Origin of the sequence: Achromobacter animicus, from assembly GCF_902859585.1 — a bacterium.
Taxonomy (GTDB): Bacteria; Pseudomonadota; Gammaproteobacteria; order Burkholderiales; family Burkholderiaceae_B; genus Achromobacter; species Achromobacter animicus.
In genome coordinates this window covers 194,605-216,452 of sequence record NZ_CADIJM010000005.1, presented here as the reverse complement: position 1 = coordinate 216,452, position 21,848 = coordinate 194,605, and the positions used below count along the sequence as shown (strand labels likewise).

15 protein-coding genes are annotated in these 21,848 nt (G+C 66.5%); 9 read left to right on the top strand and 6 right to left on the bottom strand.

Annotated elements, in window-relative coordinates; genetic code table 11:
- The first annotated feature begins 73 nt into the window (after positions 1-73).
- From HV681_RS15170 to HV681_RS15155, 4 genes are all read left to right on the top strand, one after another.
- On the top strand, positions 74-1,090 hold the full coding sequence (locus tag HV681_RS15170) for a Bug family tripartite tricarboxylate transporter substrate binding protein (protein WP_254594980.1): 1,017 nt from the start codon (positions 74-76) through the stop codon (positions 1,088-1,090).
- 41 nt (positions 1,091-1,131) lie between these two features.
- Positions 1,132-2,322, top strand: a complete 1,191-nt coding sequence (locus HV681_RS15165; protein ID WP_175123851.1) for a serine hydrolase domain-containing protein — start codon at positions 1,132-1,134, stop codon at positions 2,320-2,322.
- Complete coding sequence (locus HV681_RS15160; RefSeq protein WP_254594979.1) at positions 2,319-3,956, top strand: gamma-glutamyltransferase family protein; 1,638 nt, start codon at positions 2,319-2,321, stop codon at positions 3,954-3,956. Before HV681_RS15165 ends, HV681_RS15160 begins: the two co-directional genes overlap by 4 nt.
- Positions 3,957-4,155: 199 nt before the next feature.
- On the top strand, positions 4,156-4,839 hold the full coding sequence (locus tag HV681_RS15155; protein WP_254594293.1) for a response regulator transcription factor: 684 nt from the start codon (positions 4,156-4,158) through the stop codon (positions 4,837-4,839).
- Between the two features lies 1 nt (position 4,840).
- Here HV681_RS15155 and HV681_RS15150 read toward each other — a convergent pair whose 3' ends face one another.
- The 6 genes from HV681_RS15150 to HV681_RS15125 form a co-directional block, all read right to left on the bottom strand.
- Complete coding sequence (locus HV681_RS15150) at positions 4,841-10,300, bottom strand: AAA family ATPase (protein WP_175123849.1); 5,460 nt, start codon at positions 10,298-10,300, stop codon at positions 4,841-4,843.
- 125 nt (positions 10,301-10,425) lie between these two features.
- Positions 10,426-12,033, bottom strand: a complete 1,608-nt coding sequence (locus HV681_RS15145; protein WP_175123848.1) for an MFS transporter — start codon at positions 12,031-12,033, stop codon at positions 10,426-10,428.
- Between the two features lie 72 nt (positions 12,034-12,105).
- Complete coding sequence (locus HV681_RS15140; RefSeq protein WP_175123847.1) at positions 12,106-12,804, bottom strand: hydrolase; 699 nt, start codon at positions 12,802-12,804, stop codon at positions 12,106-12,108.
- 171 nt (positions 12,805-12,975) lie between these two features.
- Positions 12,976-13,659 carry a YoaK family protein gene (locus HV681_RS15135; protein ID WP_175123846.1) on the bottom strand — a complete coding sequence of 228 codons (684 nt, stop codon included), beginning with the start codon at positions 13,657-13,659 and terminating at the stop codon, positions 12,976-12,978.
- A gap of 82 nt (positions 13,660-13,741) precedes the next feature.
- Positions 13,742-14,170 carry a DoxX family protein gene (locus tag HV681_RS15130; protein WP_175123845.1) on the bottom strand — a complete coding sequence of 143 codons (429 nt, stop codon included), beginning with the start codon at positions 14,168-14,170 and terminating at the stop codon, positions 13,742-13,744.
- Between the two features lie 12 nt (positions 14,171-14,182).
- Positions 14,183-16,072 (bottom strand): amidohydrolase, encoded by a 1,890-nt coding sequence (locus HV681_RS15125; protein WP_254594989.1) that lies wholly within the window; start codon positions 16,070-16,072, stop codon positions 14,183-14,185.
- 343 nt (positions 16,073-16,415) lie between these two features.
- On the opposite strand from HV681_RS15125, the gene HV681_RS15120 reads away from it, so the two are divergent.
- The 5 genes from HV681_RS15120 (at position 16,416) to HV681_RS15100 (ending at position 21,745) form a co-directional block, all read left to right on the top strand.
- A complete protein-coding gene (locus HV681_RS15120) occupies positions 16,416-17,525 on the top strand; it encodes a porin (RefSeq protein ID WP_175123843.1) in 1,110 nt (369 codons plus the stop codon).
- A 156-nt stretch (positions 17,526-17,681) separates the two neighbouring features.
- Positions 17,682-19,304, top strand: coding sequence for a methyl-accepting chemotaxis protein (locus HV681_RS15115; RefSeq protein WP_175123842.1), 1,623 nt, complete (start codon positions 17,682-17,684; stop codon positions 19,302-19,304).
- An 87-nt stretch (positions 19,305-19,391) separates the two neighbouring features.
- Complete coding sequence (locus HV681_RS15110; RefSeq protein WP_175123841.1) at positions 19,392-20,057, top strand: response regulator transcription factor; 666 nt, start codon at positions 19,392-19,394, stop codon at positions 20,055-20,057.
- Positions 20,057-21,439, top strand: coding sequence for a sensor histidine kinase (locus HV681_RS15105; protein WP_175123840.1), 1,383 nt, complete (start codon positions 20,057-20,059; stop codon positions 21,437-21,439). The genes HV681_RS15110 and HV681_RS15105 overlap by 1 nt, the downstream gene beginning before the upstream one ends.
- A 15-nt stretch (positions 21,440-21,454) precedes the next feature.
- Entirely contained in the window at positions 21,455-21,745 is a 291-nt protein-coding gene (locus tag HV681_RS15100) for a hypothetical protein (protein ID WP_175123839.1), read from the top strand.
- The last annotated feature ends 103 nt before the right edge of the window (positions 21,746-21,848 follow it).

Sequence of the window (21,848 nt, the reverse complement as noted above, 5' to 3'; positions counted from 1 at the left end):
TGCATTGGACGTAATGAAAAAGCGCTACCAGAATGCGGGTCTTCAACGTCCGATTTCATCTGGAGCACAGGCCATGGCCCGCGATTTGCCCTTTCCGCAGTCGAATTTCCGCGTCGTTCAACGGCTGATGGGCCTGGCTGCGGCCGGCTCGCTGGTCCTGGCTTTTGCCGCACCGGCCACGGCGGCGGACTGGCCCGCGCGGCCGGTGTCGGTGGTGGTGCCGGTGGCTGCCGGCGGCGCGGCCGATGCGCTGGCGCGCGCCTGGGCCGCGTATGCCAGCAAGGAGATCGGGGGCACCGTGGTGGTGGAGAACAAGCCCGGCGCCAACGGCAGCATCGCCGCCGCGTTCGTAGCCAAGCAGCCGGCGGACGGCTACGCGCTGCTGTTTGGCAGCACGTCCAATATGTCGGTGAATCCGTTCACCTACTCGCAGTTGGCCTACAACCCCACGCGCGATTTCGATCCGGTCACGAAGATTGCCGGCACCTCGCAGGTGCTGGTCGCCAATCCCGTCACGGGCATCCGGTCGGTGGACGATCTGGTCAAGAAAGCCAAGGCCAGTCCAGGCCACCTGAATTACGGCTCGGCGGGCATCGGCAACTCCACGCACCTGAACGTCGCGTTTCTGGCCGAGCACTTCAAGATCGAGATGTCGCACGTGCCTTACAAGGGCGCGGCGCCGGCCATGATGGACCTGATCGGCGGGCAGATCGACCTGACGGCTGACGCGCTGACCGGCGCGGTGCCGCAGGTCAAGACCGGCAAGGCCGTGCCGCTGGTGATCTTCGGCGCTGACCGCGTCGCGCAGTTGCCCGACGTGCCCACCATCGCGGAAGTTGGCGTGCAAGGGTTTCCGGGCGATGCCTGGTACGGCCTGATGGCGCCCAAGGGCACGCCGCCGGAAATCGTGACGCGGCTTACTGAGGCCACGCGCAAGTTCTGGGCGGACCCGGCGGTGCGCAAGCAGATGGACGAGATCTACATGACGCCGCCGAAGGAACTTGGCGCCGAATCCGTGTCGCAATCGATGAAGACCGAGGCCGAGGTATGGGGCCCCATCGTCAAGCGCCTAGGCATCCGTAACGACTGATCAGTGCCGGGCCTCGCGCCCGGTTTTTTCTTGAGGCATTCATGAACGCTATCCCCACCCCGCCGCTGGCCGAGGCCGTTGAACACCTGCCGCGCGGGGAAGATTTCCTGCTGTGGCCGCCATGCCTGCAGTCGTATGGCTATCGCATCGTCGACCGTCTGTTCGCCACCCGCACGATCCATCGCGGCTCGACGCCCCGGCCCTTGCCGCGCGCGCCCGAGATCGACGTGCGTTATACGCAGGATGGCGAGACGCTTGGCGTGGGCGACCTGATGGACCGCAACAACGTGGCCGGCCTGATCGCGATCCACCGCGGCCACATCGTGCTGGAGCGCTATGGCCTGGGCTTTCAGCCGCAGGAACGCTGGTCCACCATGTCGACCGTCAAATCCATGACGGCCATGCTGACCGGCGCGGCGCTGCACGACGGCGCCATCAAGAGCCTGGACGATCCCGTCACCGCCTATGTGCCGGCGCTGGCCGGCTGCGCCTACGACGCCGTGACGGTTCGGCATCTACTGACCATGTCGTCCGGCATTGCCTGGGAAGAAAACTACACGGACAAGGCGTCCGACGTGAACCGCTACAGCAAGTCGCTGGCCGATAAGGTGCCGGGCGGCGTGCTGACGCTGCTGCGCGGATGCCATCGTGCCCACGACGCCGGGCGCTTCTGGCACTACAACACCGGCGACACGTACCTCTTGGGCGCCGTGCTGAGCGCGGCGACCGGCGGCACGCTGGCCGATTACATGTCGCGCCGCATCTGGCAGCCTTGCGGGATGGAGTTCGACGGCTTCTACACGCTGGAATCCGAAGACGGCCAGGAGATCGGCGGCAGCCGCGCCGGCATGACGCTGCGCGACATCGGCCGCTTCGCGCAGTTCGTGCTGGATGACGGCGTGGTCAATGGCGAGCGCATCCTGCCCGAGGGCTGGGTGGCGCAGTCCGCCACGCCGGCCTTCCAGATACCGGCCGACCTGCACACCGCGCAGCGCCAGGCGCTGGGCCTTACGGCGTACGGCTACAGCTGGTGGCTGCGCGAGGACGGCGCGATGATGGCGATGGGCCATTCTGGCCAACGCATCTTCATTGACCCCCGCGCGCAACTGGCGGTGGTGCAGCTTGCCGCCTACCCCGAGCCGCGTTACCTGAGCGCCAACGAGCCCGACCGCGATGCGGGCCTGAACGCCTTCATCCTGGCGCTGCGCGAGGCCACCGGGGCTGTCGCATGACCGCCCGCCGCGCCATGATCTGCGCCGCGCAGCCGGAGGCCGCCGAGGCCGGCGCGCGCGTGCTCATGGATGGCGGCAACGCGGTGGACGCCGCGGTGGCGGCGGCCCTCACCCAATGCGTGGTGGATCCGATGATGGCCGGCATCGCCGGCTACGGCACGCTGCAGGTCGCGTTGCCCGGGCGCGGCGTGCATACCTGCGTGGACTTCTGCGCCCGCGCGCCGGCAGCGGCGCGGCCGGATATCTGGGCCCATCTGCCGCTGAACGAAACGCCCGACGGCTACGCCTTCGTGGTCCAGGGCAACGTCAACGAAGCGGGCTATCAATCGATTGGCACGCCGGGCACGCTGGCCGGCCTGGATCATGCGTTGGCGCGCTACGGCACCTGGTCTTTTGCCGACGCGCTGGCGCCGGCCTTGCAGCACGCGCGCGACGGCGTGGTGGTGCGCCCGCACATGTACCAATACGGCGCGCTCGACCGCGCCCGCGGCGGCATGCTGGAGACGCGCGGGAGGCTGGCGCTGACGGCGACCGGGCGCGCGGTGTACCTGGGTGCCGATGGCAACTTCAAGCGGCCCGGCGAGCGCCTGCACAATCCCGATCTGACGGCGACGTTGGAACATCTGGCGCGTGCCGGCGCGGCGGACTTTTATCGCGGTGAGATCGCCGGCCGCATCGCCGACGACATGCGGGCACACGACGGCCTGCTGACGCTGGCCGATCTGAATGCCTATGCCGTCTCCGAGGCGGCGCCGATCTGGGGCGACTATCGCGGCTGGCAGGTGGCGGGGTTTCCACCGCCGGCGGGTGGCCTGACGCTCATTCAGGCGCTTCACGTGCTGGCGCAGTTCGATGTGGCCGCGCTGGGCCACAACAGCCCGGCGTATCTGGAATTGCTGGCCCAGACGCTGAAGTGGGTGACGATCGACAAGGACACCCTGATCGGCGACCCGGAGTTCGTGGAGGTGCCGGTGGCGCGCCTGCTGTCGCGCGAGCACGCGGCGGAGATCGCCGCGCGCATCCGGTCGCGCCAGTCTGCCGAGGTCACCCGGCTGGCGCCCGGCATCGCTACCGAGCCGCGCGACACCACGCAGGTCTGCGTGATCGACGCCGATGGCAACGCCGCCACGCTGACGCACAGCCTGGGCACGAGTTCCGGCGTCATCACCGATGGCCTGGGTGTGCTGTACAACGGCCTGCTCAGCGGCTTTGACCCGCGGCCCGGCCGGGCGGCTTCGATCGGGCCAGGTAAGCGCCGCACCAGTTCGCAATGCCCCTTGCTGTTGTTTCGCGATGGCGAGGTGCAGGCCGCGCTGGGTGCGCCCGGCGGCACGGCCATTGCCTCGGCACTGACGCAGACCGTGGTGAACCTAGTGGATTTCGGCATGAGCGCCTTCGAGGCGGTGGCCGCGCCCCGCATCTCGGTGACTGGCAACGCGATCGACGTTTCCAACCGGATTCCGCGCTATGTGACCGACGTGCTGGAGCAGGAAGGACACGCGATCAACCGCTCTCATCAGAGCTATGCCTTCGCGGCGCCGCACGTGGTTTCGCGCATGACCGGTGCGCTGCAGGGTGGCGCGGATCCGCAGCGCGACGGGGTGGCGCTGGCGGTGATGCAGCCGGGGCGCTGAGGCTGACGCCGCGGCCCACGGCCCACGGCGCACGGCCCACGGCTGACGGCAGCCGGCACGGACGGTGTCTGGCGCACGCCGGTTCGCCCAATAAAGGGGACAAATCTCAACGCTTAAACTCGCAGCATTTGTATCTGGTGGCTGCCCTATGAGGCATGCGACGCAAGCATTGCGCCGCGCCCCGCAAGGAGTCATAGCGTTGAACATTCAAAAATCCGGCGTGCCCTCTGCGATTGTGTATATCGTGGACGATCACGCCGAGGTCAGCGACTCGCTGTTTCGCTTGCTGTCGTCCATCGGGATCTACGCCGAAACCTTCGACTCGATCAGCGCCTTTCAGGCGGCGGCGCGGCCGCCGGTGCCTTCCTGTCTGATTCTGGATCTGCAATTGTCGGACGGCGACGGCCTGGCATTGCAGGCGCGCATGCGTGAACTGGGCGATCACATCCCTATCGTGGTGGTCACGGGCTTTGGCGATATCCGCCAGACGGTCAAGGCCATGAAGGCCGGCGCCATCGATTTCCTGGAAAAGCCCATTTCCGAGCAGCGGCTGCTGGATTCCGTGCACCGCGCACTGGAGTCGGACGTCGCACGCCGCGCAAAGGAGCAGGAGTTCGAAAAGGTCATGGCGCTTTATCGCTCGTTGACCGCGCGCGAGCAGCAGGTGATCGAGTTGATCGCGTCCGGCTGCCTGAACAAGGAAGTCGCCGAGCAGCTGGGGATCAGTGAAGTGACGGTCAAGGCGCACCGTGCCAGCGCTTACCGGAAGATGCAGGCGCGTAGCTTCGCCCAGCTGGTGCAGATGATCATGAAGGTCAACCCACGCGTGGCCGCGCACGCGCCGGCCTCGCGCGACGATGCCGAGGCGGGCGACGGCGAATGACTCAAGCCTGCGCGGGCAGCGAAAAGTAGAATACCGCGCCCGCCGGGCTGTTGGGCCGCGCCCACATCTGGCCGTGATGCAGCTGGATGATCTCGCGGCAGATGGCAAGACCCATTCCCAGTCCCTTGGTCTTGGTGGTGAAGAAGGGATCGAACAGTTTCTTCACCGACGCCGCGTCGATGCCGCTGCCGGTATCCAGCACCTCCACAAGCACTTCGTCGTCTGAGGCAAGCCGGGTGACGACAGTCAGTTGCCGCGCAGAGGGCTCGTGCTTCATGGCGTCCACCGCGTTGACATACAGGTTGAGCAGGACCTGCTGCAGCTGAATGCGGTCTCCGGACGTGTGCAGCGCTCCATCAGCCAGGTCCAGGATCACTTGGACGTCGCTGCAATCGAGCTCGCTGCGCAGCAGCGTCAGCGTTTCTTTCACGAGCCCGTTCAGTTCGATCGGACCAAAGGCGGCCGGCGCCTTCTTGATCAGCGCGCGCACCCCCGAAATGATTGAACCGGCGCGTTGGCCGCTGCGCACGATGCGCCGCAAGGACTCGGCGACTTCTTCGGTGTTGGGCGGCGTGCGCGCGATCCAGTTCAGCGCCGCCTGCGCTTCGGTCAACACGGCCGACACCGGCTGGCTGACATCGTGCGCGATGGATGCCGTCATCGAGCTGACGGTGGTCATGCGCGTGACGTGCGCGAGATCCGATTGAATCTGCTGCATTTTGGCCTCTGCCGCCTTGCGTTCGGACAGGTCCAGGACAAACGACACGCCCTGGTTGTCGTCGGCGGCGAACCGGGCGGAGCCCAGCAGCACGGGCACGCGGCGGCCATCCTTGCGGATCAGTTCGGTCTCGACCGGCTCGGCGGTCTCGCGCAGCAACAGTTCATCCAGGGACACCGCGCCGCTGCGTGACACCAGCGCCGTCCATCGCAGCCGGCCCGCGCCCACGTCCTCGCGGTCGTAGCCGGTCATGGACAGGAACAGGTCATTGGCTTCCAGCACTTGTCCGTCGTCGCGCCAGAACCAGATGCCGATGATGTTGGCTTCGACCAACCGCTGTATCCGGGCTTCGCGCTGCGCCAGATCGCGATACAGGCGCGCGCGTTCGATGGCAATGGCGGCTTGCGAGGCCAGCAGGCGCAGCACGGCGGTCCGGTGCGGCGCGAATACGCCGCGCGCCAGGGTGTTTTCCAGGTACAGCACGCCGATGGATTTGGACTGGGTGGTCAACGACAGGCACAACACGGACGGCAGCCGCGCGGCGCGCACGTACGGGTCGCCGTTGAATGCGCCCGTCACCCACGCGTCGTCTAGGACGATGGTCTCGCCGGTCCGCCAGCCGTAGTTCACGATCTGCTGCGGCAGGCCGGCTTCGTCCAGCGATTGGGCGCGCTGGCTGATCGTCACGGAATCGCCGGATGTGGTCGCAATGGCGCGCGCATACAGTTCGCCGTCGGATTGCAGGACAAGCACGCCGCGTGTCGCGCCGGCTTGTTCCAGCGCGATCTTCATCAGTTTGTCCAGCAAGGTCCGCAGATCCAGCGCGCTGGCCAGCGCGCGGGAGATGTCGATGACGGTGGCCAGATCCAGGCTTTCTACCGGGGTTTCGATGGTGGAGCCCTGCGCGGCGCTTCGGCGGTCCACGAAAAGCGTGGGATACAGGGCGTCGATCTGCCTGACCTTGCCCGACGCGCCCCAGTGCTGGTAGCACGCGCGTGCATGTTGCAGATACGTGTGCGCGATGCGCTGCTGGCCGCGGCTCTCGAAGAAGCGCGCGGCGCATTCATTGGCCAGTCCTTCGACGTGCACGAGGCCGTGGTCGCTGGCGCAGTGGATGGCGTCGTCGTAGCGTTGCATCGCGTCCAGCACGTCGCCATTCAGTCGCGCGACTTCGGCGTCGATCAGCAGCTGCTGGCTCTGGAAGTTGGACGGGCTGGATGCGGCCCACGGGCGCAGCTTCTCAAGATGGACCTTTACGGCGGCCAACGCCGCGGCGCGTTCCGACGGACACGCCGGCACGGGACACCAGGCGCGGGCCAACGCGGAATAGAAGTGGAATTCCATCTCCTCGATGAACGCCAGCGACGTCCAGACGAATGCGGAGGCTTCCTGGCTGGCGCGCACGGCGCTGGTGAAATCGCCAGCGAAAACCCGGGCCTGAAGCTTGCGCAGGTAGTGCCAGCAGGCCGTGACGTTCCGGCCGGGCTCGGCCTGGATCTTCCGTTCGAATTCAGCCTCGCTGAAACCGGCGTCGTCCAGCGTGCCGAATTGGGTCGTGCGCCCCTGCAGCATCTTGGCCAGCTGAAGCTGCGACGTATACCGGTCCAGGACTTCAAGACCCGCCTTGCGCGCGAAGGCGAGGCCGCGGCCGGCGTCGGCGCGGATGGTGTTCAGCGCGCCGCCGGTGGCCAGCATGTGCGTGACCATACTGTTCAGCGCGAAGGACGCATAGGTCCAGTCGCCCTGCAGGCTGGCCAGTTCGAAGGCGGTTTGCAGCAGGTCGCGCGCCTGGCTGACGGGCTGCGACCACGGCACGATCTGGCCGCCGAACACCTGATAGACCCGCGCGCTGAAACGGGCCTGCCCGCGCTGCTGGACCAGATCGACGCCCAGCTTGCCGAAGGCGTAGCCGTCTGCGTAGTCGCCGGTGCGCGCGGCCAGGATCATGCCCAGCCACGCATAACCAAGGCTGGACGCATCCGTATTGCCATGGCGCAGGCTCAGGTTGGCCATGCGCAGAATGACGCGCTCGCGCAGATTCGCAAAGAGCGTCCAGGCCGGGGGCAGCAGCGCGGTCAGCACGCCCATCGTGCCTTCCGCGTCGGCGTCCTGCATCTCTGGGAGGCCGAGCAGGGCAGCCGCAGGCCGGCCGTCGCGCAGCGCATTGAACTCGGCGTACTCGCTGGAGACGGCTTCATCGGACGGGCTATTCGTCCAGTCGATGCCGGCGCGGCGCAGGTAGTGCAGCCCGGCGTCAATGGCCTCGTGCCGCTCGCCCAGCGCCATGAACACTTCCACGCGCAACTGCGTCACGCGGGCCAGTTCCGGCAATGGCCCCTCGCGCTCTCCCAGCCGGGCCAGCCGATGCTTGGCGCTCGCCACCGCGCCCCTGCGGAACTCGCATTCCGCGCGGGTGATCTCGATGGTGAAGGCCAGCGCCGGTTGATGCTGCCTGCCGTCGTCGGACAGGAACGCCGAGGCGGCCTCCAGATATCGGATGGCCGCGGAATAGTCGGCGGTGTCCTTGGCCAGCGCGCCGGCCAGGGCGTTCAGATGGGCAAGCCGGACGCGTTCTTCCCGGCTGTGCACCAGTTGCCATGCCCGGTTGAACTGGTCGACCAGTTCAAATGCCTGCGCCTTCAGTTGTTCGGGTTCGAGGTCCTGCGCAAGCCGCCGGCCGATCGCCAGGTGCGTGGCCGCGCGCTGCCGTTCGGGAATCAGCGCATAGCTGGCCGCCTGCACGCGGTCGTGCGGAAAGCGGTACACGTCGCCGGTCCGGAACACAAGGCTCTGCCGCTCGCATTCGCGCATGGCGGTGGCCACGTCGAGTCGCGGCCAGTCCAGCGCGAGCGCAAGCTTGTCGAGCGACGTGTCGTGTCCCAGGCAGGCCATGTGTTGAATGGCTTCGCGGCTGTCCGCCGGCAACCGCTCGACCTGCTGGATGATGATGCCGACCACGTTGTCGGTATAGGCCTGTTCGCGGATGGCGTCCGCATCCCAGATCCAGCGCTGGCGGCGCGGGTCGTAGTGCAGCAGTCCCTCGGCCGCAAGCGTGGCCAGGAAGCGAAGCATGAAGCACGGATTGCCGGCCGTTTTGGCCTGCACCAGGCTGACCAGCGGATCGATCCACGGCGACTTGCTTTGCAGCGCATCGGCGATCAGGCGGGCGGAATCGCGCTCGTGCAGGTTGGTGAGCGCAATCTCGGTCAGGGGAATCGTGTTGGCGCGCAGGCTGTCAATGAAGGCGGCGAGCGCGTGGCGCGCCGTCATGTCTTCGGCGCGGTACACGCCCACGACCAGGATGTTCTGCAGATCCATCTGCGCCAGCTGTTCGATGACGCGCAGCGTGGCCGCGTCGGTCGACTGCAGGTCGTCCAGGAACAGGATCAGCGGATGGCCTGGGGACGAAAACGCGCAGAACAGATGCTGAAAGGCCAGGCGCAACCGCGCCTTGGCGTCGCCTTCGGCCAGCAGGCCCGACGCGTCCGGCACGATCATCGCCAGTTCGGGGATCAACGCGAGCAGGCTGTCGCCGCCCGCGGAGACCACCACGCGCAGCTTTTCGCGCCATTCGCCCAGATCGCTTTCGTTCTTGGCAAGCACGGCCTGAAGCAGGCCTCGCGCCGCCTCGACCAGCGCGGCGTAGGGACCGGCGTGGCTGTGAGGATCGCCCTTGCCCTTGGCGAGCAGGGTGTACTGGCTGCCGACGACGCGATGCAGTTCTTCGATGAGGATGGACTTGCCGACGCCCGGTTCGCCGGAGATCAGCACCACTTCGGCGCGGCCCGATCCCGCCACCCGGCCCATGGCGCCGAGCAGGATGTCCAACTCCGTCCCCCGGCCGTACAGCGTGGCCGGCACGCGCACGCGCCCGGGGTGATCGTAGCGGCCCAGCACGAAGTCCGGCGCGGCGCCGGGGCCGGCTGTCAGCGTGGTCAGGCAGCACTGCAGATCCGCGGCAAGCCCCTCCGCCGTCTGGTACCGGTCGTCCGCCGATTTCTCGAGCAGCTTCATGACGATGGCTGAGATCTCGGCGCAGATGCCGGGGTTGCGCTCGGCGGGCGCCACGGGAACGCGCGCCGTATGGCTGTGCAGCCAGGTCAGCGCCGATTCGGCTTGGAACGGAAGCTCGCCGGTCAAGGCTTCGTAGAAGACGACGCCCAGCGAATACAGATCGGATCGCGCGTCGGCGCGGTGGCCGGAGCGGCCGGACTGTTCGGGGGCCATGTAGGCCGGGGTGCCGACGATGTCGCCCGGCGTTGAGGCGGGCGCCGTCTGATAGGCGCCGAGCGGCGTGGAAAACGAAAAGCCGGTCAGGTGAGCGGCGCTGTCCTGCTCGTTGAACAGAATGTGCGCCGGCTTGAGATTCCGATGGATCAGCCCGGCGTTGTGCATCTTGCCCAGCGACATCGCCACCGCGATGGCGAAGCGCAGAAATGCCGGGGCGGCCATTGCCCGCGAGTGGTGCGTGGCCAGCGGTTGTCCGCCGGGATCCTGTAGATACAGGACGGTGGAGCCGCCGACGCGCGCCAGCTCGGTCGGCACGGCCGCCCAGCCCGGATGCAGGTAGTCGCGCAGGCCGTATTCCTGTTCCAGCAGGTGCCGCGCGCATTCCGAGCTGTCATTAGGCCTGAGCCAGACGGCCAGCTTCGAGGCGCCGCGCCCGAAGACCCGGTCGCCATCCACCCACAGAACCTCGAAGCGGGCTCCGTTGACTGCCTCGAAACGAGGAGCGCTGTCCATGTCACACCTAAGCCGCCGCCTGTCGGCGCGCGGCATCAAAATCCCTGTCGGCGCAATTCTAGTCAGGAATCATGCTTCTCTTGTAACGGTGTGTGCGGGCAGCGGCGGTCTTATCCTGCTGCCCCTTATTGCGGGATGGGGGCGACGAAGTGCGAGACCCGCGGCGGCGTGTCGCCGATGTGGAAGGCGCGCACTTCCGCCTGCTGGTCCTCGTCGGCGTGGGTGACACGCTCGTGCTGGCGCAGGTGCTCCAGCCACGACATCACCAGGAAGTATTCCAGGTAGCGGCCGGGCTGGGCGGCGTCTTCAAAAATGCCCCATGCATACGCGCCGTCGCGGCGGCGTTCGGCGCCGGCATGCTGCATGGCCTGCACGAAGTCCGCGCCGCGTGCCGGATCGATCAGGTATTCCACGGTAATCATCACCGGGCCGCGATCATGCGTGACGTGCTGGCCGATCAGGGGCTCGGGCCAGTGCATCGACGGCGCGAGGTCCAGGTCGGCGCCCAACTGCAGCTTGGCCTTGCGGGTCAGCAGCATCGCCACGACCGAGCCCGCGGCCGCGATCAGCAGGGCCGTGGGAACGCCGGCGCGCACGGCGGTCTGTCCCCAGATCATGCTGCCGGCGGTCATCGAGCCGAAGAACACCGTGACGAAGATCGCCAGCCCGCGTGCGCGCACCCAGTCGGGCAGCGCCACCTGGGCGGACACGTTCAGCGAGGTCAGCACCATGATCCACGACGCGCCCGCCAGAAAGCTGAACGCGCCGGCGACCACGGGATGCGGCACCACCGCAAACACCACCAGCGTAAGCGCCGTGCCCAGCGTGCCGGCCATGACGCTGCGGTCAGGGCCCAGCTTCTTGCGCAGCGGCGGCAGCACGATGGCGCCGATCACCGCACCGGCGCCGACGCAGCCCAGGATGATGCCGTAGAGCAAGGCGCCACCCTGCAACACCTGACGCACGATGACCGGCAGCAGGGCCCAGTAGGCGCTGGCAAACAGGAAGAACGCGACGGCACGGACCAGCGTGGATTTGAGCGGCTTGCTGTGCAGCGCGAACCGCAGGCCAGCACGCATGGCATGAAACAGCTGCTCGCGCGGCAGGCGCTTTTCAGCCGCCGCGGGCGGCTTCCACCAGATCAGTGCGGCCACAACCACGATGAAGCTGACCGCGTTCACAAAGAACGGAATCGCCACGCCCAGGCTGGTGATCAGCACGCCGGCCAGCGCCGGACCAATGGCGCGGCTGACGTTGATGCCCACGCTGTTGGTGGCGATGGCCTGCTGCAGCGAAGGACGCGGCACGAGGCTTGGGACGATGGCTTGCCACGCGGGCGCCGACAATGCGGTGCCGATGCCCATCAGCAGCGTGAAGCCCAACAGCACCCACGGCGTGGTCAGACCGAACCAGACCACCAGACCGAGCGCCAGGGCGATGAATCCCATGGCGATCTGCACCATCAGCAACAGCTTGCGGCGGTCCATCGTGTCGGCCAGCGCGCCGGCCAGGAGCGACAGCAGGAAGACCGGCAGCGCGCCTGCCGTCTGCACCAGCGCCACGAACATGGGCGATGGCGACAGCGAGGTCATGAGCCAGCCCGCGCCCACGTCGTGCATCCAGGTGCCGATGTTCGACAGGACGGTAGCCACCCAGATCACCGTGAAGGCGGAGTAGGCGAAGGGAGAGGAAGGCGGGGCTGGGTCAGCGGGTCGGATGTCGGCGGTCGTCATGGCGGGCAGGCTGCAAAAGACAGCAAAAAGGCCCGCGGCCGCTGCGAGAGCGGCTGCGGGCCCGTTGGGGCATCAGCGGGCGATGACGGGCGCGGCGACGGGCGCGATGGCGTCGTGGGCGGTCTGCGTGCGCTGCTTGGCCTTGTGCACCATGGTGTAGGCGTAGTCCACGCCCATGCCGTAGGCGCCCGAGTGTTCCTTGACGATTTCCATCACGGCATCGTAGGAGTCACGGTGGGCCCAGTCGCGCTGCCATTCCAGCAGCACTTGCTGCCACGTGACCGGCACGACGCCGGCCTGGATCATGCGTTGCATGGCCATGTCATGCGCTTCCTTGGACGTGCCGCCGGACGCATCCGAAACCATGTAGATCTCGTACTCGCCTTCCAGCATGGCGCACAGGGCGAACGTGGTGTTGCAGACTTCGGTCCAGAGGCCGGCGACGACAACCTTCTTGCGGCCATTGGCGGCCAGCGCGTCACGCACCTTCTGGTCGTCCCACGAGTTCATCGAGGTGCGTTCCAGGACCTTCTGGTTCGGAAACACGTCCAGCAGTTCGGGGTAGGTGTAGCCCGAGAACGACTCGGTTTCGACGGTGGTGATGGTGGTCGGAACGCCGAAGACCTTGGCCGCCTTGGCCAGACCCACGACGTTGTTCTTGAGCGTCTGGCGGTCGATCGACTGCACGCCGAAGGCCATTTGCGGCTGGTGATCGATGAAGATGATCTGGCTGTTCTGCGGGGTCAGGACTTCAAGCTTTGCTTGGGACATGAAAATCACCTGGAAGATTGAATCAGAGGGGGGGGACGCATAGCGCCTGGCTGCATGAAGATGCCTCATTCGCCCGCTGTGCCGCGGGCTTTAACGAGAACGTCAGGATATGGGAAACGTTCGCATTTCGACATTGTTCGAAGGTATGGCGCGTCCCCCCTTCAGGTAGGGTCAGGCGGGGGCGCGCTTGATGCCCAGGGTGGCCAGGGCGGCGACGACGGGCGGCAGGACGAAACACCACATGAGCGACGCCCAGTACAAGAGCGCGGCGATGGCGCAGCCGGACGCAAAGGCCGCCAAGGCGGGCAGCATCTTGCGCAGGCGGCCGACGGCGGCCGTGCGGGCCTCGCCGGAGACGCCCTTGCAGAGGTCGGCAAGGTCGATCATCACCTGCGTGGTGGTGCCGGTCATCAGCGTGGACGGCGGCGCGCTGCCCAGGTGCATGCGCTGGATCGCATTCTGGATGCCCATGGCCGCGACCAGCAGCATGCCGCCCATCACGGCAAAGGGCGCGTCGCTGTCGGAAAACGGGCCGTAGGCGATGAGGACGGCGGCCGCCGCAGCCAGCAGCAGCACCTTCGCGCACATGAGTTTCGACATGGCCGTGTCCGCGGCCGCGAGGCCGGACGCAAACAGGCGCGTCAGGACGACGACGGCACAGAAGAGCGGCAAGGCCAGGAGCTTGGCAAAGGCGCCGGTCGTGCCGTGGACGAAGGCGGCGCCCAGCGTGACGAAGTTGCCGGTCACGTGCGCCGTGAAAAGGCCATTCAACGCCAGGAACCCCGCCGTATCGACGTATCCCGCGTTAAAGCCCAGGAGGCCGGTGAATCGGGGAGATACGGGTGTCTGTTCCATGATGTGCAAGGTAAGCGTGTAAGACGCAGTGCCCGTTGGACCGGCGGCGCGGCCAGCGCGGCGGGCGCTGCGAAAGAGGCCGTTACCGCCGTTCGTTCAGGTCCTGCCAGATCACCAGCAGGAATCCGCCGACCAGCCCAAGGTGCTCGAAGAACGAGTTGGCGGCGAAGAAGCGCGCCTGGCCGGGCGGCATTTCCCAGAACTGCAGGGCGACGAAGGTGGCGAGGAGCGTGAAGATCGCCAGCGCCAGGGCGCCGATCCAGCGGTGCCAGCCGGTCAGGATCATGAGCGAGGCGATGATCTCCAGCGCGATCACGACCACGGCGAAGAACGGCGCGGGCGTGAGCCCGAAATGGGTCATTTCCGCGATGGCGCCCGGAAAGTCGGTCAGCTTGACCAGCCCGCCCTGCAGATACGCTGCGCACAAGCCCAGATAGGCGACAAAGCGGGCAACGCGGCCCCCAAGAACGGGGCGCGCGACGCCGGCCAGCGAGGTTGAAATGCTCGACATGGATTCAGTCCCTTACACGGCCCAGCACGAGCAGCCCAGGGCGCCGAAGAACGACTTCTGGTCGGAGGCCGGCACGCTGGACGCCCACGCATTGGCGTGGCTGTGGCCATGCAGGCCGCACGCGCTGGCGCAACCGCAGGCAGCGGCAAAGCGCTTGTAGTCCAGCGAATTGCGGCCCGCGCCTTCCGGGTCGCCCCAGGCGGCATAGCCGCCGAACAGGCGCGTGGGCGACCAGTCGGGCATGGCGGGCGGCGGCGCGTTCTCGTCGAGCTTGGCGAAGTCGCCCGCGCCGTAGACCACGCGCCCGCCGACCACGGTCAGGTCGGACGTCAGGAACGAGATCTCTTCGTCCGCCACCGTGAAGTAGTCCTGGGACGGGACCATCAGATCGGCGAATTGGCCCACCTGGATGCGGCCGCGCTTGCCTTCGTCATTGGAGAACCACGCGACGTTCTCGGTCCACATGCGCAGCGCCGTCTCGCGGTCCAGCAGGTTCTCGTGCGGATACAGCGGCATGCCGCCCACGGTCTTGCCCGTGGTCATCCACGACAGCGAGATCCACGGGTTGTAGGACGCGACGCGCGTGGCGTCCGTACCGGCGGACGTCTTCACGCCCTTTTGCAGGATGCGCTTGACCGGCGGCGTGGCCTGCGCGGCCTTCGCGCCGTAGCGCTCGACAAAGTACTCGCCCTGGTAAGCCATGCGGTGCTGCACGGCAATGCCGCCGCCCAGCGCGGCGATCCGGTCGATCGACTTGTCCGAGATCGTCTCGGCGTGATCGAAGAACCAGTTGATGCCGGTGAGCGGCGTGTCGCGATGCACTTTCTCGAAGACGTCCAGCGCCCGCGAGATGGTTTCGTCGTACGTGGCGTGCAGGCGCCAGGGCCATTTGTTCTGGACCAGGACGCGCACGACCTCTTCCAGTTCGCCTTCCATTTCCGGCGGCATGTCCGGGCGTTCGACGCGGAAGTCCTCGAAGTCGGCGGCCGAAAACACCAGCATTTCGCCCGCACCGTTATGGCGGAAATAATCGTCGCCCTGCTTGTACTTCACCGAAGACGTCCAGTTCAGGAAGTCTTCCTTCTCGTGCTTGGGCTTCTGCGTGAAGAGGTTGTAGGCGAGGCGAACGGTCAACTGGTTGTCGTCGGCCAGCTTCTGGATGACGGCATAGTCGTCCGGGTAGTTCTGATAGCCGCCGCCGGCGTCGATGACGCCCGTGACGCCCAGCCGGTTCAGCTCGCGCATGAAGTGGCGCGTGGAGTTCAACTGGTAGTCGAACGGCAGCTTCGGACCCTTGGCCAGCGTGGAATACAGGATTGTGGCATTGGGCTTGGCCAGCAGCAGGCCCGTCGGATTGCCGTTCGAATCGCGGATGATCTGACCGCCTTCGGGGTCGGGCGTGTCCCGGGTGTAACCCACCACGCGCAGCGCCGCGGCGTTCAGCAGCGCGCGGTCGTACAGATGCAGCAGGAACACGGGGGTGTCCGGCGCAACCGCATTGATTTCCTCGATGGTCGGCAGGCGCTTTTCAATGAACTGGTGCTCGGTGAATCCGCCCACCACGCGCACCCATTGGGGCGCGGGCGTGTTGGCGACCTGGCGGCGCAGCATTTCCATGGCGTCCGCCAGGGACCGCACGCCGTCCCAGCGCAGCTCCATGTTGTAGTTCAGGCCGCCGCGCACGACGTGCGTGTGGTTGTCGTAGAGCCCGGGCAGAACGCCTTTCTTTTTCAGGTCCACCAGCCGGGTGTTCGATCCCGCCAGGCGCAGGACTTCCCGGTCGCTGCCCACCGCGACGAACTTGCCGGCCTTCACGGCGACGGCGCCCGCTTCCGGATTGGCGCGGTCCAGCGTGGTGAAACGGCCGTTGTAGAAGATCACTTCCGGGGGGCCGTCCGCCAGCGGCGTGCCGGTCTGGTTCTGCGACCCGGCATTCGCCCGGCCTGCCCACATGCTGTTGAGCGCAAACGCTGAAGCCAGCGAAGACGCCGCTCCCAGGACTTGTCGACGCGAAGCCATGCCACTCTCCTCGATTAATTTCGCGGTGGCTAGGTTTTCATGGCGCCCGCCGGGGCGCAATCCGACATTAGGTTCGTCACCCTATACCATCGACGAATGGCGCTGGCACGGCATGCACGCGTATCGTCTTCCGGTTTGCGTGCTGCCTTGCAGTTCCGGGGTCGCTCGTATCCCGTGCCCATGGGTTCATCGCGCAGGATTCCCACGGAAGGCACAGGAGCATGAGATGAAGGTTGGCCGCGACGCGCGCAAACGGGTTCTGGTTGGTGGATGCGCGGTGGCCGCGCTGTGTGGCGCAGTGGGCAGCGCGACGGCGCAGTCATCCGTCACGCTATACGGACGTCTGAACACCGCACTGGAATACGCCTGGATCAGCGGCGGCGACAATGCCGGCTCCGGCTCGCGCATGACGAACAACCGGTCGGTTTTCGGCCTGCGCGGCGAAGAGGACCTGGGCAATGGTCTCTCGGCAATCTTCCAGATCGAAAGCGGCATCGCGCTCAACACCGGGCAAGGCGAGATCGCCAGCCGGAACACGCGCCTCGGGCTGGCATCGCCCTACGGCACGTTCTTCCTGGGCAATTGGCACACGGCCTACACCGAGTCGACCATGAAAATGGACCCGTACTATCCGATGACGGCCGGGTACATGGCGCTGATGGGCAACGGTTCGGCCTCCAGTTCGGGCAACATCGAGAACACCAGTTCGTTTGACCGGCGCCAGAAGAACTCGCTGCATTTCCGCTCGGCCGACTGGCATGGCCTGAGCGCGGGCTTCACGTGGGGCCTGCCGCAGGAGCGCATGACGACGCCGCGCAATCCCCAGCTCTTCTCGTGGTCCGCGGCCTACAAGGAAGGCCCGCTGGCGCTGGTGGCGGCCTATGAGCTGCACAGGAACTACCAGATGGCCGATTCGCACGACGATGCCATCAAGCTGGGCGCCTCGTATTCGTTCCCGACCACCACGATCAACCTCGTCGTCGAGCAGCTGCGCTACCAGACGCCCACCGGCGATCTGCGCCGCAAGGGTTACTACGTGTCGCTGGTGCAGAAGCTGGGTTCAGGCAGCCTCAACGCGTCCGTCGGCTACGCCGCCAACGGCACGGGGCCGTCCACGCAACAGGTGGGCTATGTCCGTAGCGGCGAGAACACCGGCGCGGTCCAATACACGCTCGGCTACGAGCAGCCCTTGTCCAAGCGCACGTCCGTGTATGCGTATTACTCGAAGATCAAGAACCGCTCGAACGCGGCCTACGATTTCGCCATCAATGAACTTGGCGTGACTGCCGGCGCCAGCCCTCAGACCATTGCGCTGGGGTTGCGGCACAGCTTCTAGTCTTGGCGAGGCTTAACGATTCATTAATTGTTGCCTCGCTATAGTCGCGCTCGTCAGCCGGCGCGGCGCCTGTAAGTGGGGCCAGCGCTGCAATAGCGCGAATAGTCATGAGCCGGTTGCCGATCACAACAAAGGCGAATGATGAATCTTGCAACCATGAAAGTGAGGTCTCGCCTCGCTATCGGTTTCCTCTTGCTTATCCTGGCGCTGCTGGTGCTTGGGGTCCTGTCCCTGTATGCCGTGCGGACGCTGGACAAGTCGATGTCCGACATCGTCAACGTGAACAACCAGCAGTTGAAGCTGGCGTTGCAGATGCGCGAGCTGGTGCAGGGCCGGGCCATCGTGGTGCGCAACATCGTGCTGTACACGGACCCGCAAGCCGTGGCGAATGAGATCACCCGATCGGAAGACATGGCGACGCGCTATCGCCAAGCCAGCGAACAGCTTGCAAAGATGTTTGCCGAGGACGAAGGGACGCTGCCCGCCGAGACCGATCTGCTGGCCGCCGCGCACCGTGCGCAGCAGGAAGCGACGCCCATCTACATGCGCGCCCTTGAAGCGGGACGGCAGAACAATGCGCAGGAAGCCGCCCGGATTCTGCGTGAAGAGCTGCGCGGCAAGCAGGACGCCTGGCTCGACCAGTTGATGGCGCTAGCCAACCTGGAAACCAAACTCAGTGACGAATCGGCCGCAGAGGCCGCGCAGACGTCGGCACGCCTGCGCAATGCAATCGTCGTGATCATGGCGATCGCCGTACTGGCCGGTGTGCTGTCGGCCTGGCTGATCACGCGCAGCATCCTGCGTCAGCTTGGCGGCGAGCCTGCCGATGCGCAGAAGCTCGCAGGCGCCATTGCAAGCGGCGATCTCACCACGGCGCTCACGCTGGACGGACGCGACCGGTCGAGCCTGATGTATTCGCTGGAGACGATGCGCATGCAACTGGCGACGACGGTGGGGACCATCATCAGCGCGGCGGAGTCCATCTCGACGGCGTCCGCCCAGATTGCAGAAGGCAACGCCGACCTGTCGCAGCGCACCGAGGAACAGGCCGCGTCGCTGGAGGAAACGGCCGCCAGCATCGAGGAAATGACCTCGACCGTGCGGATGAACCAGGACAACGCGGCCAGCGGCAGCAGTCTCGCCGTGGATTGCAGCCAGCTCACGGTTGAGGCGGGCCACGTGGTGGGCCAGGTGGTGGAGGCGATCGGTGCGATCTCGACCGATGCCGAGCGCGTCGGCGAGATCGTCTCGGTGATCGACAGCATCGCGTTCCAGACGAACATTCTTGCGCTGAATGCGGCGGTGGAAGCCGCGCGGGCCGGCGAACAGGGCCGCGGCTTCGCAGTGGTGGCCACCGAAGTGCGCGCGCTGGCGCAACGCAGCGCGACGGCAGCCAAGGAGATCAAGGGCCTGATCGAGAATTCCAAGCGCGCGGTGCAAGGCGGCGAGTCGCTGGCGGCTACAGCGGGTGACCAGATGCAGAAGGTGCTGGACGCGGTGGCGCGCCTGAAAGAGGTGACGGTGGAAATCGCCTCGGCCTCGGCGGAGCAGACCAGCGGCATCGAACAGGTGAACGTGGCGGTGTCGCAGATGGACACGATGACGCAGCAGAACGCCGCGCTGGTCGAGGAATCGGCCGCGGCGGCAGGCGCAATGGCCACGCAGGCGAAGGAGCTGCTGCAGGCCGTGGCGCGCTTCAAGACGGAACGGCGAACCACTGCAGCGCATCCGGGCGCGCGCTACGAGCCGCTGGCGCTGGCCGCGCCCGCGCACGCCTGAGCCGGCGGCAGACCTTTATGATGCGGCATGCGCGGCAAGCCCGCCGCGCCGCGCAGAGGCTGCCAACGCCCACACAGGGGAACTGACATGCGGGTGCTGTTGGTCGAGGACGACGCGATGTTCGCGGACGCACTGACGCTGGCCCTCGAGGAGCTGGACTTTGCGGTGACGCTGGTGCAGGAAGTCGACGCCGCCAAGGTGCTGCTTCTGGAGCATGCCTTCACGATCGTGCTGCTCGATATCGGTCTGCATCGCGGGTCGGGGCTGGACGTGCTGCGCTTTCTGCGCCGGCGTGGCGACGCGGTGCCGGTGATCCTGATCACCGCGCGGGATGCCTTGAGCGACCGCATCAAGGGGCTGGATCTGGGCGCCGACGATTACGTCATCAAGCCGTTCGAGCCCACAGAGCTCTTTGCACGCATGCGCGCGCTGCTCCGGCGCAGCGGCGTGGCGGGCGACAAGGTGCTGGCCTGGCGTCATGTGAAGCTGGACCCGGGGCGCCGCGAGGCCTTTGTCGATGAGGTGCCGACGCGCCTGTCCGAGCAGGAGTTCCGCACGCTGGAGATGCTGCTCAGGCATCCCGACCGGCTGGTGTCCACCGAAGAACTGCGCGCGCATCTCTACGGCGCCGACCGGCCCGGCGAAAGCAATACGATCGCCGTGTTCATTCACGCCCTGCGGCGCAAGCTGGGCAAGGACGCCATCGAGAATGTGCACGGCCAAGGCTATCGCCTCGCGCGGGACAGCAGCTGATGCGCCGGGTCACGAATTCGATGCGGGCGCAGATTCTGCTGGGCATCTTCAGCGCGCTGCTGGTGTCGTGGCTGGTGCAGTTCGGTCTGTACTGGAACAGCCTGACGCGGACCGAGTCTGGGGCGCGCGATCATGAGCTGAGGGCGGTGGTCGACAGCGTTGCGTTCTTTCTGGCGATGGTGCCGGTGACGCAGGACATCACCCGCGACCTGCCGGTGCCCCCCTTCCTGTTGCGCCAGTCCATCGGCAAGACCGAGATCCAGGTCTGGGACCGCGTGACGAACCGGCTGGTGCTGGCGTCGACGGACGCGCCGCGCACGCAGATGGCGCAGGTCAATTCCATCGGGTTCTCGTGCGTCCTCTTCGGCGGAGACACCTGGCGCGTTTATGCGGGACTGGACGAGACGGCCCGCTTCGAGATCGTTGCCGCGACGCCGACGCGCGCGTTCTACGCGGGGCTTGCCGACCGCTTCGAGTTGGGCTCGATCATCACGCTGCTGATGTTTGCGGGGATCGGCAGCGTCACGATGTTCGTGGTCTGCCGTTCGACGCGCAAGCTTGGCCGCGCCGGCCGGGAGATCGCGCAGGCCAGCGTGACCGACGGCGTGACGGTTGACGAACGCGCGGTGCCCGCCGAAGTGGGACCCCTGATACGCGCCATCAACGAGCGGCAGCGGCGGGTGCTGACGCTCGTCGAGAACGAGCGGCGATTCATCGGCGACGCCGCCCACGAGCTGCGCACGCCGTTGGCGGTGCTGGCCGTGTACGCGGACACGGCATATCGGGTCAACGATCCCGTCAAAGCGAAGATGCTGATGCAGAAGATCGCCGAGACGACCCGCCGCAGCGCGCGCATCGTCGAGCAGCTGCTGGACTTGGCGCGCACCGACAGGAACGACATCGTGCTCGAACCGGTGAATCTCGCTGCCGTCGTGGGCTTTGTCCTGCGGGACATGCAGGCGTCGTTTGTCCATCGCGGCCAGCAGCTCACCGTGGATGCCGTCCCGGGCCAGATCCTGGGCCAGGTCGACGCGCTGGGCATCCTGGTCCGGAACCTGCTGGACAACGCAGGCCGGTACAGCGGCGACGGCAGTTCGATCCGGGTAGCGGTGGAGCGGGCGGCCGACAGCGTCACGTTGGCGGTGTCGGACAACGGTCCGGGCATCGCACGGCCGCTGCGCGAGCGCATCTTCGACCCCTTCTACCGCGGGCCCGGTGCGCCAAGCCACGGCAGTGGATTGGGGTTGGCCCTGGTGGCAAGGATCGCCCGCTCGCACAATGCGCGCGTCACGTTGGAGGACGGCGCCGAGGGGCGTGGCGTGTGCTTGAGCGTGACGTTTCCGCTGCCTGATGCCGTGGCCGCCGCCTCACCCGCGGAATAGGCGGGTGGAGAGAACATGGATACGCCCGACTGCCGCAGTGAAACACGGCCACCGTTCGACGGGCTGCGCGCTTATCTGCGAGCCGTCCAAAACCGGGACGACTTGCAGCGGATCCGGCAGCTTGAGCAGCGAAATGGTGGACTGAAGCGGTCCGTGGAACGCTTGATGGCGGGGCGCGGCACTTCCACGCGGTGTCCTGAATGCGGCTCCAGAACCGTGAGAATCCGTACGGCTTCTTCACCAGCGGCATTAATCAGCCGACTGAAACGCATTTTCAGCTTGGGTACGCAGCGCCGGCCGGATTAATCAAAAAGGTAATGGTCGACCGCGCCGTCGTGTCATTTTGTTTCCGAAACGTATGTGAATCGCGTTCCGGTAATTGGCACAGGCAGGACAAGGATGGTATCCA

What these genes read in the sequence shown, in the direction of transcription:
- HV681_RS15140 (WP_175123847.1), bottom strand. Translation starts at nt 12,804, where the DNA reads ATGTCCCAAGCAAAGCTTGAAGTCCTGACCCCGCAGAACAGCCAGATC.
- HV681_RS15110 (WP_175123841.1), top strand. Translation starts at nt 19,392, where the DNA reads ATGCGGGTGCTGTTGGTCGAGGACGACGCGATGTTCGCGGACGCACTG.
- HV681_RS15135 (WP_175123846.1), bottom strand. Translation starts at nt 13,659, where the DNA reads ATGGAACAGACACCCGTATCTCCCCGATTCACCGGCCTCCTGGGCTTT.
- HV681_RS15165 (WP_175123851.1), top strand. Translation starts at nt 1,132, where the DNA reads ATGAACGCTATCCCCACCCCGCCGCTGGCCGAGGCCGTTGAACACCTG.
- HV681_RS15120 (WP_175123843.1), top strand. Translation starts at nt 16,416, where the DNA reads ATGAAGGTTGGCCGCGACGCGCGCAAACGGGTTCTGGTTGGTGGATGC.
- HV681_RS15170 (WP_254594980.1), top strand. Translation starts at nt 74, where the DNA reads ATGGCCCGCGATTTGCCCTTTCCGCAGTCGAATTTCCGCGTCGTTCAA.
- HV681_RS15100 (WP_175123839.1), top strand. Translation starts at nt 21,455, where the DNA reads ATGGATACGCCCGACTGCCGCAGTGAAACACGGCCACCGTTCGACGGG.
- HV681_RS15105 (WP_175123840.1), top strand. Translation starts at nt 20,057, where the DNA reads ATGCGCCGGGTCACGAATTCGATGCGGGCGCAGATTCTGCTGGGCATC.
- HV681_RS15115 (WP_175123842.1), top strand. Translation starts at nt 17,682, where the DNA reads ATGAAAGTGAGGTCTCGCCTCGCTATCGGTTTCCTCTTGCTTATCCTG.
- HV681_RS15160 (WP_254594979.1), top strand. Translation starts at nt 2,319, where the DNA reads ATGACCGCCCGCCGCGCCATGATCTGCGCCGCGCAGCCGGAGGCCGCC.
- HV681_RS15145 (WP_175123848.1), bottom strand. Translation starts at nt 12,033, where the DNA reads ATGACGACCGCCGACATCCGACCCGCTGACCCAGCCCCGCCTTCCTCT.
- HV681_RS15130 (WP_175123845.1), bottom strand. Translation starts at nt 14,170, where the DNA reads ATGTCGAGCATTTCAACCTCGCTGGCCGGCGTCGCGCGCCCCGTTCTT.
- HV681_RS15150 (WP_175123849.1), bottom strand. Translation starts at nt 10,300, where the DNA reads ATGGACAGCGCTCCTCGTTTCGAGGCAGTCAACGGAGCCCGCTTCGAG.